General features: G+C 37.0%; 15 protein-coding genes. 5 read left to right on the forward strand and 10 right to left on the reverse strand.

Translation table 11 applies throughout. The features are described 5' to 3' along the window. Positions 1-184: 184 nt before the first annotated feature. Positions 185-829, reverse strand: coding sequence for a LytTR family DNA-binding domain-containing protein (locus ACIQX2_RS16930; RefSeq protein WP_402853034.1), 645 nt, complete (start codon positions 827-829; stop codon positions 185-187). 25 nt (positions 830-854) lie between these two features. Next, positions 855-1,805: a TRM11 family SAM-dependent methyltransferase gene (locus ACIQX2_RS16935; protein WP_402853299.1), complete on the reverse strand. Its 951-nt coding sequence runs from the start codon at positions 1,803-1,805 to the stop codon at positions 855-857. A 117-nt stretch (positions 1,806-1,922) separates the two neighbouring features. Here ACIQX2_RS16935 and ACIQX2_RS16940 point away from each other — a divergent pair, with 117 nt between their 5' ends. Beyond that, positions 1,923-3,608 carry an FAD-binding dehydrogenase gene (locus ACIQX2_RS16940; protein ID WP_402853300.1) on the forward strand — a complete coding sequence of 562 codons (1,686 nt, stop codon included), beginning with the start codon at positions 1,923-1,925 and terminating at the stop codon, positions 3,606-3,608. A 96-nt stretch (positions 3,609-3,704) separates the two neighbouring features. Here the strand turns inward: ACIQX2_RS16940 and ACIQX2_RS16945 are convergent, their stop codons facing one another. The 3 genes from ACIQX2_RS16945 to ACIQX2_RS16955 all read right to left on the reverse strand — a co-directional run bounded on the left by ACIQX2_RS16945 (position 3,705) and on the right by ACIQX2_RS16955 (position 5,711). Continuing rightward, positions 3,705-4,610, reverse strand: coding sequence for a ketopantoate reductase family protein (locus ACIQX2_RS16945; protein WP_402853037.1), 906 nt, complete (start codon positions 4,608-4,610; stop codon positions 3,705-3,707). Positions 4,611-4,621: 11 nt separating this feature from the next. After that, positions 4,622-5,422 carry a serine hydrolase gene (locus tag ACIQX2_RS16950; protein ID WP_402853040.1) on the reverse strand — a complete coding sequence of 267 codons (801 nt, stop codon included), beginning with the start codon at positions 5,420-5,422 and terminating at the stop codon, positions 4,622-4,624. Positions 5,423-5,534: 112 nt separating this feature from the next. Continuing rightward, positions 5,535-5,711, reverse strand: a complete 177-nt coding sequence (locus ACIQX2_RS16955; RefSeq protein WP_093062394.1) for a hypothetical protein — start codon at positions 5,709-5,711, stop codon at positions 5,535-5,537. Positions 5,712-5,810: 99 nt separating this feature from the next. On the opposite strand from ACIQX2_RS16955, the gene ACIQX2_RS16960 reads away from it, so the two are divergent. Together ACIQX2_RS16960 and ACIQX2_RS16965 are read left to right on the forward strand one after the other, a co-directional pair. After that, positions 5,811-7,736 carry a GTP-binding protein gene (locus ACIQX2_RS16960; RefSeq protein ID WP_402853043.1) on the forward strand — a complete coding sequence of 642 codons (1,926 nt, stop codon included), beginning with the start codon at positions 5,811-5,813 and terminating at the stop codon, positions 7,734-7,736. 18 nt (positions 7,737-7,754) lie between these two features. Then, the gene (locus ACIQX2_RS16965) at positions 7,755-8,225 is read left to right on the forward strand and encodes an SRPBCC family protein (RefSeq protein WP_402853046.1); all 471 of its coding nucleotides are present in this window, start codon (positions 7,755-7,757) and stop codon (positions 8,223-8,225) included. Positions 8,226-8,267: 42 nt separating this feature from the next. Here ACIQX2_RS16965 and ACIQX2_RS16970 read toward each other — a convergent pair whose 3' ends face one another. The 3 genes from ACIQX2_RS16970 to ACIQX2_RS16980 form a co-directional block, all read right to left on the reverse strand. Continuing rightward, positions 8,268-8,873 (reverse strand): class I SAM-dependent methyltransferase, encoded by a 606-nt coding sequence (locus ACIQX2_RS16970; RefSeq protein ID WP_402853049.1) that lies wholly within the window; start codon positions 8,871-8,873, stop codon positions 8,268-8,270. A 15-nt stretch (positions 8,874-8,888) separates the two neighbouring features. Continuing rightward, complete coding sequence (locus tag ACIQX2_RS16975; RefSeq protein ID WP_402853052.1) at positions 8,889-9,980, reverse strand: CapA family protein; 1,092 nt, start codon at positions 9,978-9,980, stop codon at positions 8,889-8,891. Between the two features lie 279 nt (positions 9,981-10,259). Beyond that, positions 10,260-11,477 (reverse strand): MFS transporter, encoded by a 1,218-nt coding sequence (locus ACIQX2_RS16980; protein ID WP_402853055.1) that lies wholly within the window; start codon positions 11,475-11,477, stop codon positions 10,260-10,262. A 301-nt stretch (positions 11,478-11,778) separates the two neighbouring features. On the opposite strand from ACIQX2_RS16980, the gene tatC reads away from it, so the two are divergent. Both tatC and tatA read left to right on the forward strand, forming a co-directional pair. After that, positions 11,779-12,534, forward strand: a complete 756-nt coding sequence (gene tatC / locus ACIQX2_RS16985) for a twin-arginine translocase subunit TatC (protein ID WP_402853058.1) — start codon at positions 11,779-11,781, stop codon at positions 12,532-12,534. A 56-nt stretch (positions 12,535-12,590) separates the two neighbouring features. Then, on the forward strand, positions 12,591-12,794 hold the full coding sequence (tatA, locus tag ACIQX2_RS16990) for a twin-arginine translocase TatA/TatE family subunit (RefSeq protein ID WP_402853061.1): 204 nt from the start codon (positions 12,591-12,593) through the stop codon (positions 12,792-12,794). Between the two features lie 332 nt (positions 12,795-13,126). Here tatA and ACIQX2_RS16995 read toward each other — a convergent pair whose 3' ends face one another. Both ACIQX2_RS16995 and ACIQX2_RS17000 read right to left on the reverse strand, forming a co-directional pair. Continuing rightward, positions 13,127-14,113, reverse strand: a complete 987-nt coding sequence (locus tag ACIQX2_RS16995; protein ID WP_402853064.1) for an EAL domain-containing protein — start codon at positions 14,111-14,113, stop codon at positions 13,127-13,129. Positions 14,114-14,189: 76 nt separating this feature from the next. Further along, positions 14,190-15,356 (reverse strand): TraB/GumN family protein, encoded by a 1,167-nt coding sequence (locus ACIQX2_RS17000; RefSeq protein WP_402853067.1) that lies wholly within the window; start codon positions 15,354-15,356, stop codon positions 14,190-14,192. Positions 15,357-15,430 lie beyond the last annotated feature (74 nt).

The following is a 15,430-nucleotide window of genomic DNA, read 5'->3' on the forward strand; positions in this document are numbered from 1 at the left end:
AAATTATTTTACCCCCTTTTGTCACAATTTTGTTGAAACTTGTCGAAGACACCTTATATTTGACTGAAACAGAAATTTTTCGTGATAGAACAGAAAATAATTATTTAACTACTATTTATATCTTTATTTTTAATAAAAAACGCTTGAATTTCGGAGTAAATTCCCCTTATTCAAGCGTTTTGTATTAGAATCCTAATAATTTACGAAAATAACTAGCATAGGACTGACTGACAGATATTCTCTCTCCATTCACCATGGCTAATAAAAAAGTTGAATGTGTGTCGGGGAAAATCTCTTTAATATGATGCACATTGACGATAAAAGAACGATGACATCGTATGAACATTTCCCGAGGTAGTCTATACTCAAAATCTTGAAGAGAGCTAGTGTGAGTTCCAGCAAAAGACTTAGTAACAATATGGGTTTTGCGATCTTTTGCCTCCAGATAAATCACGTCAGAAAAAGGAATTGGAATCCAACCGTCCTGTGTCTTTATCGTTATGACAGATTTGCCGTCTGTAAATGCTGGATAGATTGCTAGCACACAGCCTTCTATTTCACCATGATGCATAAAAGGCACCGCCATCCCATGATATGGGACGCCAAAAACCTCTCGATTGATAAATTCAGATACCTTTTGTCTACTTTGCAGTGCTTTATAAGCTAAAGTCTCCTCTTTCAGTAGATCTCCAGGAGTAATTTTTAAGTCAATTCGCTTACTTGGTCGATAATATATATACTTTTCCGTATCGGAGACAGCGATAGACACTTCATCAGAAAATAGTTCTCCAACAACATCTAATAATGCCACTATGGATAAATCCTTCATCCTTCCATCTCCTTTTCCCGTTACCCTACTCACAAACTAGTATTTCGCGTGTAAATTGCTGTTTTTTCGTTATGCACCGGTCTTTAATATGGAGACCTACCGTTTCTAGTCGGTCATCCATGGATTCTATCGTAACAATCACTACTTTTTTCGCTATTCTACGAGCATGCTTCAGAATAGTAAATTGTTCATCCCAGGATGCATGTGTATACAGATTATAAGGTAAGTCTATTATCGCTACATCATACATCTCATCGATATCTTCAATGGCACTCTTTCGAACATCTCCAGTTAAGCCAAAGTAGGCAATATTTTCTCTGGATCCCTGACATACTAGAGGGTTTATATCCCTACCCACAATATCTATGCCCATGGATAATGCTTCTACAAGTACAGTGCCGATTCCGCAGCAAGGATCTATAGCTCGAACACCTTTTGGGTGCGGAACAGCAATATTAGCTACTGCTCTGGCTACTCTTGTACTAAGGGCTGTAGAATACTCCCGTGGTTTCTTTATATGCTTAAACCAAATAGGTTCGCTTTTAGTATATAATCCGAAATACCAACGCCCTCCAAAAGGAACTACTGCAAATAACTGATCCGGATGATGTAAATCGAAATCCCCTTGCATGTCACTTCCAATAGCCCTTTCTATTTGAAGTCTTTCTGCATTTTCGATTTTATCGGTCCCTTGTCGGTCATTTATTTTTAAGAATATTACTTTGTTTGTTTCTTCCTCGGAACCAAAATTCGGGGCTTGAGCGATAATTTCCTCAACTGTGTCTCCTTCTGCTAATACCTCTAATCGCCCTTTCATAAAAGGGCTTCTACTAGGATCAATTTTGATAGAACTCTTTAATATTTTCGTTTCGGAGTCTATACCAAAAAAAGACCGCATCTCTAGATGACAGAGAGAGCGTTCGTCCTGATTATATGCGTATGTATAAATAAATGCCGGTTGTCGGCTGTTGTTTATCAATGTATTCCCTCCAATAGTACCCCTATTATAACATGTGTCTCTATTCAAATCATTTTTGCAAACAGTGAATAGTAATTCATTATTCAATAGAATATAATACAAATAAGTTTCGGAATTTTTGAAAAATGGGGGATATGGATGGAATGGGACGTAATTGTAGTAGGCGCAGGACTAGCAGGACTCGTTGCTACCGCAGAGCTAGCGGACGCAGGAAAGAAAGTTTTACTGCTCGATCAAGAGCCTGAAGCATCATTTGGAGGTCAAGCTTGGTGGTCATTTGGAGGATTATTTTTAGTGGATTCCCCAGAACAACGAAGATTAGGAATTCACGATTCCTATGAGCTTGCCTGGCAGGACTGGCTAGGAACAGCAGGTTTCGATCGGGAAGATGATGAAGATTATTGGGCGAAAAAATGGGCGGAGGCTTATGTTCGCTTTGCTGCCGAGGAAAAACGAGATTGGCTTCACGCACAAGGGGTTCGATTTTTCCCTGTAGTAGGCTGGGCAGAACGAGGAGGCTATCTTGCCGATGGTCATGGAAACTCTGTACCTAGATTTCATATCGTATGGGGTACCGGACCAGGTATTGTGAAGCCTTTTGAGACTCGTGTTCGAGCGGCCATGTCAAAGGGGAATGTTGAATATAAACCACGTCACCAAGTAGATGAACTCCTTATGGACAATGGACGAGTTATTGGTGTGAGTGGTTCATTATTGACCCTTAGTTCTGCTGGACGTGGTGAACCAAGCCCAAGAGATGTGATTGGTAACTTTCAATATGTTGCTAAAGCCGTGATGGTTACGAGTGGTGGAATAGGTGCTAATCATGATTTAGTACGAGAAAACTGGCCTTCAAGACTTGGTGAACCACCAAAGCGGATGATTTCTGGAGTTCCAGAGCACGTTGATGGCCGTATGCTTGCCATTACAGAGAAAGCTGGAGGCCGTTTAGTAAACAAGGATCGTATGTGGCACTATACAGAAGGTATTAAAAACTGGAATCCTATCTGGCCACTTCATGGAATACGTATACTCCCAGGTCCATCCTCTATCTGGCTAGATGCTACAGGACAGCGCTTTTCTGCCCCTAATTTCCCAGGCTTTGATACATTAGGAACACTTGAGGCTATCCAAAAAACTGGATATGACTACTCTTGGTTTATACTTACCGAGAAAATAATTGAAAAAGAGTTCGCACTATCAGGATCTGAGCAAAATCCTGATTTAACACAAAAAAGTATTAGACAAGTACTGAAGCGAATTTTACCAGGACCCACTGCTCCAGTAAAAGTGTTCATGGAAAAAGGGGAAGACTTTGTCGTATCAGACAATTTAGCAGACCTTGTAAATGGAATGAATAAAATTACTGGTGACAATCTATTAAACTTAGAGCATATTGAAAGTCAACTAGTCGCTAGGGATCGTGAAATGGATAATAAATTTACAAAAGATCTTCAAGTCACTGCACTTAGAGGAGCTAGAAACTATATAGGTGATAAATTAATACGAGCAGCATCTCCTCATAAATTATTAAATCCTAAAAACGGTCCTTTAATTGCTGTTCGATTAAATATTGTGACTAGGAAAACACTTGGAGGACTGCAAACTGATCTAGACGGTCGTGTACTAAATGAGAACGGGCTTCCCATACCTGGTCTGTATGCAGCCGGTGAAGTAACCGGCTTTGGTGGAGGCGGAGTTCATGGATATCGCTCTTTAGAGGGGACCTTTCTAGGAGGCTGTATATTTACAGGAAGAGAAGCTGGAAGAGCCTTGGTTCGCAATTTAAAGAATATATAACAGAAAATGCGGATGTCATCTTTAAAAAATAGACCTCCATTATAAGAAACTAGAGGTCTATTTAGTGCAAAATATGCTTTTGGGAAGTTACTCATTTTATACTGTTTCTAATGTTTTAATTATACGAAACAACAGTTCATTCACAGGTGTTTTTATATTTAACTTTTGTCCAAGGTCTATCACTTTTCGCGAGAACATCGGCACTTCAGTAAGCCTTCCTGCTTCTATATCCTGGAGCATGGATGGCTTTCCTTCCTCACTCAAACTACTAATAATAGTATCAAAAAATACTTCTATATCCTCTGCTTTTAGTGGGATACTTTGAGCCTCGGCTAATCGTACAACCTCTATCATCGCCTCCGTTGCGATTTCTCTGGCAGAAGAAACCTTTTGGAAAACACCATATGTAGCCTTGGTAACGGCGGATGTTTGGTTTATACCAACATTGATCATGAATTTATACCATAGTACATGCTCCATATCTAATGGAATATCATTTCGAATATTCGCCCGATCAAAGCATTCTTTTATGTCTAAAAGCTGTTGAGAAATAACTTCATTGTTTTTCTTTCCAAACGATATTTTACCCGGGTTCGAACAGTAAACACCGTTGCTCTCTCTAGTTGCATCAATTCCATTGCTAATCGCATAAATAACTTTCTCTTCGCCATAAATATTAGCTATCTCTTCTTCACTCGTTATCCCGTTCAATAACGACATGATCATTGTATTTTCCCCGACTTGATTGTGTATGTCTTGTATTGCCTGTGAAAGGTCATTATATTTTACGGAAACAATGATTAGATCTGCCGGGACGGTTACTTCTTCAGGGGTAATGAAAACAAATGGAACTCTTTCTCCATTTACATACACACCTTCCGCCTCGTAACGAGATTTTCTTTCCGTATCTACTAATACTCGTAAGTTCACATTATTTACTTGTCTCAAGAGATTTCCATAAACACTCCCTATCGCACCTAAACCTATTAATGTTATATTCATAATCATTCTCCTTACTGTAAGTATTTATATATTTCCTCCCCAATTTGAGAAAGAATTCTTTTTGAAACTAAATCATCTTCATCCTTTGATAAAACCGTTGCCATTAACTTCCGATCACCTACATAAAAAATTCCAACATCATGACGAGTTCCCGGTATCCACCCAGTCTTATTAGCTAACTCCCATGGCGTCATTCCATGATCAAAATCAGTATATGGAGACGGTAATTTTTCTGGCAAACAATCGCGTACCTGTTGTTTTTTCATCACGACTATCATTTGTTCACTAGCCGTTCTACTAACTAAATCTCCTATAGACAGCTTATGTAGAAGCATAGCTATGTCCACTGCTGCTATACGATTAGCACCTTTAGGATTAGGCTTACTCAACATCAGTTTGTTATAAAAGGTACTATACTCCATACCAGCTTCTTTCATCGTCTGTTGAATATTCTCTACCCCTACAAGATCTATTAATAGATTTGTAGCTGTATTATCACTTTGAATAATCATTAACATAATGATGTCTTGAAGTGGAAGGGATGAGCCCGGAGTAAAATGCTGAAGTACACCCGAGCCTCCTACATAATCTTTTTCATCGAGGACGATTAAATCGGTTAGGACCAAGTCTCCCCGTTCCACTGCACTATAAACCGAGGCCATAATAGGTACCTTAATAACACTTGCCGCATAAAAAAGCTCCTGTTCATTGTACTCCCACCTCTCCCCTGAGTTTAAATCCTGTAAAACGATTCCCCAAGTTCCTTTTGAAGTTGCTATTAATTGTTGAACTCTGCTTACAAGCTCTTTCACCAATTCATCCTCCTATAATAATTTATTTAGTTTATTATAGATTACAGTAATTTATTAGAATATTAAAATAAAAGTGAACCGATTTTATATTGCATCGGTTCACTTTTACTTTTTATAAATCTTGATAATCTCTTTGATATTTACCGCCGTCTTTTACTTCCGAATGATATAAAGCCTTTAAAGCAAAGCTTTTCTCTAAATCATGTTCTTTCATAACCTCTTTTAAACGCTTGTTTAACTCCGGGCTATATTTCACTAGCTCTTCCATTTTAGATTTCGAATATTGCATATTTTATCCCTCTTTCTACGTTGTTTTAGTCTTCCTAGTATAGCACTGAAACAAGACGTTTCGCCGTAATTTGCTATAATTAAGTTCAGAGGTGAGAAGATGCACAAAACCATTGGAATTCTTGCACATGTGGATGCTGGAAAAACTACTTTTTCGGAGCAGCTACTTTATCATACAAATACAATTAGACAACGAGGACGAGTCGACCACCAAGACTCGTTTCTTGATAGTCATACGATAGAAAAAAATAGAGGAATCACCATCTTTGCCGATCAAGGAATTTTTTCCTACAATAATTCTACTTATTATATTATCGATACTCCTGGGCATGTCGACTTTTCACCAGAAATGGAACGGGCTATTCAAGTGATGGACTATGCCATCATTATTATCAGTGCAGTGGATGGTATAGAAGGGCATACAGAAACTGTTTGGCAATTACTACGAAAACACCAAGTACCAACCTTTTTCTTTATCAATAAAACGGATTATGAAGGTACTAATCCAGCAAGCGTTCTTGCTGAAATACGTGCCACCTTATCGGAAGATACATGCGATATCACGAATACTTTCGACGAAGAGCTAATAGAATTTATTGCCGAGCGAGATGAATCCCTTTTAGAAATATATATGGACAGCGGATTTGATAAGGACATATGGACACAAGCACTTCAGCGTATGATAAAAGAAAATAAAATTTTTGCTTGTGCTAGTGGATCCGCATTGAAGGATTTAGGAATAGTAGAATTTCTAAACAAACTGGATTTATTAACCACAACCTCCTATAAAACAGACGGTGCATTTGCAGCACAGGTATATAAAATTCGGCACGATGAAAGTGGAAATCGGGTTACCTTTTTGAAATTAGTCAACGGAAAGTTAAAAGTCCGTGATAGTGTAACCTACCACGGTCAAACCGAAAAAATAACGCAAATCCGCTTATATAGCGGCAATAAGTTTAAAACCGCAGACCAGGCTTTAGCAGGTGAACTTGTTGCTGTGACGGGATTAACGAGTGCCTCCATTGGTGATGGAATCGGTGCTCTCTCCCAGAAAATAGAGTTCGCTATGATACCTACATTAAAATCTAAGGTTCTCTTCGGTGCATCTATCCATGTAAAGGAAGTATTGCGTTGCTTTAAATTATTAGATGCAGAAGATCCCTCTTTACGTGTATTTTGGGATGAACATTTCCAAGAAATACATGTTCATGTAATGGGGGTTATCCAGCTAGAAGTAATCGAGCAAATTGTATTGGAGCGTTTTGGTTTTCACGTAACCTTTGGAGAGCCTAAAATTCTTTATAGAGAAACTATTGATAACTCCGTTCGTGGATATGGACATTTTGAACCTTTAAGACATTACGCAGAAGTGCATTTATTAATCGAACCTGCAACAAGAAATAGTGGAATTACATTCTCAAATGTATGTCATGCGAATGATTTGTCCATTGGTAACCAAAACCTAGTTCGAAATCACCTTTTCGAAAGAGACCATCACGGTTTACTAACAGGTTCCTATTTAACTGATGTGAAAATCACTTTACTCACAGGTCGCGGACATAATGAACATACACACGGTGGCGACTTTCGAGAAGCAACCTATCGCGCACTTCGTCAAGGATTAGAAAAAGCAGAAAATATTCTGTTGGAGCCCTTTTATGATTTTACGATTAAAGTACATATGGACTTAATAGGTCGAGTCTTATCCGATATTCAGCAAGCTGCCGGAACATTCGAAGCTCCAGAAAATGTCGGAGATAACGTTCTCGTAAAAGGAAAAGTGCCCGTGGCAACATTTATGAATTACAGCACTATTTTTGCATCGTTCACGCATGGCAAAGGATCACTAAGCTTAGTCTTTGGTGGGTACGATCACTGTCATAATGCAGAGGAAATAATTGAGACAATTGGTTATGATAAAGAAGCAGACCCTGAGTATACGTCTACCTCTATTTTTTGCGCTAAAGGAAAAGGATATCCAGTCTATTGGGATGAGGCAGAAGCCTCTATGCATTGCCTATAACTTAAGGAGGAATAGTTTATGATTGCTACAATTCAAAAAGAAAACGGTAACTATATCGCACGATACGAAAGACAATTCCAGCACTCTGTAGAAGTAGTATGGGCCATGTTAACAGATAATACAAAGCTTAAACAATGGTTTGATGAGCTAGAGATTGTAGATTTACGAAAAGGTGGACTTATTAAGTTCGACATGCAGGATGGAACATTTATTGATATGGAAATTCTAGATTACGAACCGTTAAAAACTTTAGCATTTGAATGGGACGCGGATATTGCTAGATTTGAATTGTCCCCTTCTTCAGATGGTTGCCAGTTAGTATTTCTAGAAACTATTTCTAAAATTACAGACCATACTCCAAGAGACTTAGCAGGCTGGCATGTTTGTTTAGATGTTATAGAAGCATTGTTAGAAGGGAATTCGATTAAACGTGAAGTTGAATGGAAAGAGTGGTTCGAGAAATATAAAGAGCTTCTAAAAAATTTGTAGGAAAACAAAAGCATTCCCCTGTTATTGGCGGGAGTGCTTTTCTTATTTTAATCGAAAAACTAAAAACCGTTCATTATTATTTTCTTCATATAATTCCGGAAGGCGAATTTCCTTCCATAATTCAAACACTGTTTGGATTTCAAGAAAGTGACTGTATTCGGAGGTCGGATAATAGAGAATAACATCCACTGAACGAGGATGATCTTCAACGGATCGAAGGATATTATCGATTACCTTTTGAAAAATTTGTAATGAAAACGGATTAAAAAAATAAAATCGATTGTCCTCTTTTTCTATGTCGTATCCCTCTGCAAATATATGTTCAAACTGAATCGTAGCCCTTGAACTTTTGGCACGCTCCATATACCTAGTTAAGTTCTCCATAGCCTCTTGATAGAGCTGAGCATTCATTTCTACTCCTATCGCTGATGCATGCAAGTGATGAAAAACATAAAAAGGAAATCTACCCTTCCCACAACCAAAATCTACAAAACGATCAGATGACTTCCATTCGTATTCGTCAAAAAGTATTTCCAAAGCAGAATATGGGGTCGCTTCATATCGATTATAGTGAGATGATTGATGATGCCACTCTCTTACACCTGTTGTCTTAATACGTAACAACCTATCATGATCTTGTTCCTGCATAGGATACCCCCTAACTTACTTTACTCCAAACACATGCTGTTGAACCCACGCATCCGTTTTACCCATTTCACTTTCCACATTTGTTAAAAAGTTAACCGTATACGGCTCACCTTTCACAACTGCTGTAGACAAAAAACTAGGATTCTCTAGAGTCACTACTTGTTTACCATTAACGTTTTTCTTCAAAACCTCTATTTTAGCAATTCCGCCAATATTAGTATACTCGTCTTTTTGGCCCGATAAAAAATTACCTAACGAATAAAAAACATGTGTCGGATGGCCATTTTCGGACAAAATTAGTTCATATGGTTGGATAACATGAGGATGATGACCAAATACAATATCTGCTCCAGCCTCTGCCATTGAACGAGCAAGTTGTTTCTGGTTATCATTTGCCTCCAGGTTATACTCCGTACCCCAGTGGATGCTGACCACAACAAAATCTACTTTTGTTTTTAACTCCTTGATTTCCTTTACAATTCGATCCTCGTTTATCCGATTTACTAAATAATCCTTACCTACCGGTGTTTCATGACTATTTGTTCCATATGTATAACCTAGGAGTCCAAGCGATACATTCTCTACTTGGAATATTCGATCTAACTGTAGATCTTCCACAGATTTATACGCACCAATATACGGCATCTCTACCTTCTCCATCTGCTGAATTGCTTCTAAAAGACCCTTTTCTCCTTGATCGAGTGTATGATTATTCGCTATCGAAAGGACGTCTACTCCTATTTCTTTTAAATTCCTAATAATATGTGGAGGACTCGAAAAGTTAGGATATCCAGATACCTTAAAAACTTCACCTGCAGGAATGGACTCCTGGTTTGCTATTAACAAATCGATGGATTGCAATTCTTCTTGTACAGGAGAAAAAGAAGGGAGATAACTGGTATAGTTATAGAGTGGTAAATGTAATAATACGTCTCCAATCATCCCTATCTCTATTTTCTCTTCCTTATAACCCATATAAAATGTCGAAATTTGTTTCCCGTGGAACTCTTTATTAAATGTAATAGGTTCTTCTATTTGTAGATTAAAATAAAACAAAATAGAAATCGTAACGATTAAAAAAGCAGCTAAAGTTTTGATAAATAGCACCTCCACTCCAATCATTTACATCGATAACGTAAGTTATACAAACTTTTCTCTTATTAAATATGATATGAAAACTTTCACCAAAACATATTAAATATAGACAGGAAAAAATATTAATATATTAGGAACTTAATTTTATAGTCTAAATAGAGTTTTTCTATATAAAAATTCAATTCAACCTTACAAAATAAAGTTTTCATAAATTTCTTTCATTAAACTGTTATTATATGAAAATATTAAATTTCTTTCATAAAAATACAAGCAAAAAAAGAAAAACATATGCTACATATGTTTTTCTTTTCTACTTTTTTTATTCAATAAAAAAACATATAAAAAAGCACCTGCTCCTAATAATCGTAATCCAGAACTAATGTACATGGAGAAATCCATGCCGATAAGATCTAGCAACCAGATCCCAATCTGAGGTGCAACAAACGCCACAAAGGCAAGCAGCACATTATACGATGTTATACAGTATGTACGGTATTTTTCAGGTGATTGCTCCAACAACAAATTAAATAACAGCAGAACTGTGCCTGATAAGAAAAACCCTGAAGTTGTTTGCATGAGGGTTAAATAGTATAGGTTTGTAGAAAGTACTGTTAAAAACGGAGTGGTGGACATTCCAATTGCCGCCCATATAAACACTTGCATATTAGAATACTTATCGGCCCATTTCTTCCAAAGTGGAAACGTGAGAAACTGCATTAGCATACTTCCAACAGAGAACATACTAATCCAGAAGATGGTTGCCCCTGCTATTCGGACATTATAAATATTAAACAAGCCCCAGGCCATTTGCCAACCAAAATTAAACAAAAGAGCAGCTACTAAAAACCAAACATAGCTTGGATATTTGAAAATGATCCAGTCCATCGATTTCTTTTTTATTTGCTCATCTGATGTTTCTACAACGTCCTCTTCCTGTTTTAATAGAAAAAATACTTCTACTAATCCGAAGCAAAACGCTAGTGCAAACAGAATTTGATAAGCAATAATACTTTCGGTCGCATCTCTCATTAATATCCCGATAAGTAATGTCGATATAAGTCCAACTAACGTTAGTAGGCGATTACGATCACTAAAAAATTGTCCTCTTCTCGATTCATCAATCATTCCACTTATCAAGGTTTGCCAACCTACATTGGCGATCGTGTTCGGGACACTGATAAAAGCAATAATCCCTAGGAAAGCCCATGACTGAAACGAATTAGAAGGTAAATATACAACGACGACAATGAGCAAGAACATTAATCGCGCTAGTAAAACAGACATCGCCACTAGTTTCTTTTGGGTGCTTGCACGATTAAGCAGGATCGCTGCTGGGATAGTCATTAACAGGGCTACCAACGGAGGCAAAGAGCTTATTAAGCCTACTTGATAATTGGTTGCTCCTAATATGGTTATCGCAAAGATAGGAAAAAAGTTATTGGAAAAGTTAAGCGCTATAGTAGATGCCATTCCATGGTAAATACTAATCTTTTCATTGTACGGTCTCAAGTCTTGTCAGCCCAATCAAATTTAATAGAGGATATGCTAGAATTATATACTTGCTTTGTCAGAAAACAAGTACCTTGGGACACAAAATTTACGAAGGTTTTAAAAAATCTTAAATTTATCTACTTTTGGAATTCATGAAATTTAATACTTGTTATATTCGTGACATTAAGCACTCTTTTATTTACAAATGCAGAGGAAAGAGTATAATGATTAGTTGATATAGATGAACAAATACGGAGTATTATCTACTGTAGAATATATAAAAAAGCTTCACTTTTTTGAGAAAATGAGGTGCTAAAAAATGGATCAAGAACAACAACTGACGCTTGTTGAGCATTTAACGGAACTAAGAAAAAGACTTATAGTTGTTGTGACAACTTTCATACTCTCCCTAGCCCTAGGATTTTGGTTAGCTCCCAAAACACTCACTTTCTTAAAACAGCAACCTACTGCCATGAACGTTGAATGGAACGTTTTCGGCTATACAGATGGTTTAATGATTTATGTTAAATGTGCGTTAATACTAGCCATATTAATAACTTTACCCATTGCTCTTCATCAAATCTGGTTATTCGTAAGACCGGGTCTTAACGAGAGCGAAGCAAAAGGTACAGGCTATTATATTCCCGTTTCATTTTTCTTATTTCTATTAGGAATCAGTTTCAGTTATTACATCTTATTTCCATTAATGCTGAATTTTATGTCTAATATTAACGATTCTATCGGTGCTTTAGAGACATATGGGATGAAACAGTATTTTACTTTTATGTTTAACCTCGTTATTCCAGTAGGAATCGTGTTTGAACTTCCTGTAATTATACTTTTTCTAACGAAATTGGGTATAATAAATCCAGAACGTTTAAGAAAAATGAGAAAAATAGCTTACTTTGTACTAATAGTAGTGGGTGTTTCCATAACTCCACCCGACTTTATCTCTGATTTCATAATAATTGTTCCTTTGTTATTGCTGTTTGAAATTAGTATTCTTGTTTCCAGCTGGTCTTATAAGAAACAATTGGCGAAACGAGCACTTGAGGATCAAATTTTAGAACAGTAGTTTATACGCACACTAGCCACTGAAAATTTATCTACTAAATTAGAGGAGGAACTTCCATGCCTAACATTGGAGTACCAGGATTAATCATCATTTTAATAATTGCTTTAATCATCTTTGGCCCATCTAAGTTACCTCAATTAGGAAGAGCAGCAGGACAAACTTTAAGAGAATTCAAAAATTCAACAAAAGATATTGTTGATGATGTAACTGAAGAGTTTAAATTTGAGGACAAAGAAACAGATACCAAAAAGAAAGCATAATAAAAGAGGTTGGGACAAAACTCTCCTCAAAAATAAAAAGCCCCGAAAATTTTACGCCTAGTAAAGTTTTCGGGGTTTTCTATGGAGATTTACCTGCAGTTGTTTTCCGTTACGGCGGGCGTTTTCGGGGGCACGGCTACAATCTCCTCGTCGCTTCGAAAACATATGCACCTGCGGTTACTCGTCGCAAAGACATTGGCCCAACAAAGTTCGACCAGTGTCTTTCCTGCGGGGCTTTCAGCTCGCGCTCTTCCCCCAGGAGTCGCCAATTTCTCTTTATTCTTTATTTGAAGCTAGTTATGTCCTAGCCTCTTTTTTACTGATTATATATTTTACGAAAGGAGATTAGCTGCTGGTTTTCCAAAATAATACCCTTGAAATAACTTATATCCAGTTTTTTTCAACCATTCAAAGTCTTCTTGCTCCTCTATTCCTTCTGCTAAAGGAGTAGATCCTACTTCTACTGCCTTTTCTAAAAACTTTTGTGCAATAGCTTGTTTCGTCACATCATTTGAAACACCTTGAACATACTTCATATCAAGCTTCATATAGTTCGGTTTTATATCTGTTAACATCTCCATTGTGCTATAACCTTCACCTACATCATCGAGTGCATATTCAAACCCTTTTTCTTTATAAAATGTAAGGATTCTTTTTAAGTGCTCAATATCTTCTACTTTTTCCGTCTCTACCACTTCAAACACCAATTGGACAGGATTTATACCTAGTTTCTCCGCTAAGGCAGTAGTAGATTTCAAACAAAACTCAGGTGAATAAATAGAAGTAGGTATGAAATTGATAAATGCTTTCTTTTCTTTAATGACTGCTGCATGTTTTACCGCAGTCATTCGACATGCTCTATCCAAGGCGTAAAGCCTTCCCCTTGCCTTAGCAGCAGAAAAGATTTCATTTGGGTATATCATGGAACCGTCTTCTTTTGGAAATCTAGCTAAAAGTTCATAAGCAAATACTTGTTCCTCTACGTTTACAATGGGTTGATAATGACAAATCATTAATTGTTTTTTGATGACTTCATCAATCCACTGAACATTTAATACTTCCTCTATTTTTGTAATAGGCTCCCATGTTTGTTTAGATATTCTGAATAGGATTTGCGAAGTATCCATATGATCTTCGCAGAAGTCTATAAAATCTCTAACATCAGACTCATTAACAATAAATTTATTCTCTTTTGTATCTACTAATATGTTCCGACGTTTTAAATGCTTTAAGACACTGTCTAGCAGAGAGAGATTGAAATCTCCATCTACTTTGAACTCGAATTTCAAATCATTTACTTGGCAATTATTACACTCCAAATTCTTTCTCCCCTTTTTAGAGCTATAAAGTGAAATATCCCCTGTTCAGCAATTTGCTTCACAAGGGATAAGCTACCTATAGATTTTGGAAAAATACTCTTATGACATCTGCTCCACCAATAAAGGTTCCAAGCGATCCAAATAAGTTAGTTAATACAACTACAAGTAAAACTCTAGTTACTTTGTTTCTCCAAAACCCTTTAATCGTAAAAACATCTTCTGATAAACTTTCAAAATCGGCTATCGTGGGACGCTTGGTATACGCTTGAGCAAGTCCAGAAAACCAACCAGATGCCAAAATGGGATGTAGCGCCGTAACTGGTGCCGTGATAAATGCTGCTAAAATAGCCAGTGGATGTCCTAATGCTACTGCCGCTCCAACTGCAGCCATAGATCCAGTCCAAAGAACCCAGCTCAGTGCTTGATCGAAACCTGCAGAGGGATTCGCAATGAATGTAATCACGATTAATGCCACAATCAGAATTGGAATAGCCCAACCTATTATTTTTGGAATAATTGACTTTGGTGGTAAAGCTGATAGTTTAACTAAATCCTGCTCCTCATGAATTTCCTTGGTAATACCAGGTACATGCGCAGCGCCTAAAACGGCTACAATTTTTTTCCCAGGTGCTTCTTTGATCTTTTGAGCTAAATATTGATCGCGCTCATCTATTAATGGTGTTTTTAGCTTTGGAAAGGATTCTGTAAACTCGGCTAGAACGGCATTTAAAGTATCCTTGGACTTCATATTCTCCATTTCTTCTTCCGTAATAGTATCCTTACTGAAGATACTAAATAAAACGGAAGTAAGTAATTGTGATTTACCTATCCATCCAAGATTATGCCATATACGTGAAAAAGTAGTTTGGATATTACGGTCAGCTAATACAATCTCAGCGCCGTTCTCGTTAGCACTTGCAATACCTTGTATCATTTCTTGACCTGGTTTAATATCAAACTGTTTAGCCATCCGATTTTGGAAAGATGAAATGGCCAAGTTCATTAATAGTAGAGTAGCTTTCTTATCCTTAATGACTTTAAAGATATCCGTCTGCTTCCACTTATTATTATCTATAATGGATTGGTATCTTTGCTCATCCAATTCAATACAAACAGAATCGGGTTGTTCTCTATCAATTACTTCCTTGACCTGTTCTGCACTCTGTCTAGATACATGTGCCGTTCCGATGAGAATAATTTCTTTGTCATTTACATGTAAACGTGTAATATTTTCTTCAGACATAAACTACTTCCTTCATCTAATGTATTACCTCTTAGCATAACTACTAAAAGATTCTCTATACTTCATAATGAAGT

This window comes from Psychrobacillus sp. NPDC096623 (genome assembly GCF_044762655.1).
GTDB lineage: Bacteria > Bacillota > Bacilli > Bacillales_A > Planococcaceae > Psychrobacillus.

Excerpts from the sequence above, each read along its gene's own strand:
- ACIQX2_RS16955 (WP_093062394.1), bottom strand. The coding sequence starts at position 5,711 with ATGCAATATTCGAAATCTAAAATGGAAGAGCTAGTGAAATATAGCCCG.
- tatC (WP_402853058.1), top strand. The coding sequence starts at position 11,779 with ATGGATCAAGAACAACAACTGACGCTTGTTGAGCATTTAACGGAACTA.
- ACIQX2_RS16930 (WP_402853034.1), bottom strand. The coding sequence starts at position 829 with ATGAAGGATTTATCCATAGTGGCATTATTAGATGTTGTTGGAGAACTA.
- ACIQX2_RS16945 (WP_402853037.1), bottom strand. The coding sequence starts at position 4,610 with ATGAATATAACATTAATAGGTTTAGGTGCGATAGGGAGTGTTTATGGA.
- ACIQX2_RS16965 (WP_402853046.1), top strand. The coding sequence starts at position 7,755 with ATGATTGCTACAATTCAAAAAGAAAACGGTAACTATATCGCACGATAC.
- ACIQX2_RS17000 (WP_402853067.1), bottom strand. The coding sequence starts at position 15,356 with ATGTCTGAAGAAAATATTACACGTTTACATGTAAATGACAAAGAAATT.
- ACIQX2_RS16960 (WP_402853043.1), top strand. The coding sequence starts at position 5,811 with ATGCACAAAACCATTGGAATTCTTGCACATGTGGATGCTGGAAAAACT.
- tatA (WP_402853061.1), top strand. The coding sequence starts at position 12,591 with ATGCCTAACATTGGAGTACCAGGATTAATCATCATTTTAATAATTGCT.
- ACIQX2_RS16970 (WP_402853049.1), bottom strand. The coding sequence starts at position 8,873 with ATGCAGGAACAAGATCATGATAGGTTGTTACGTATTAAGACAACAGGT.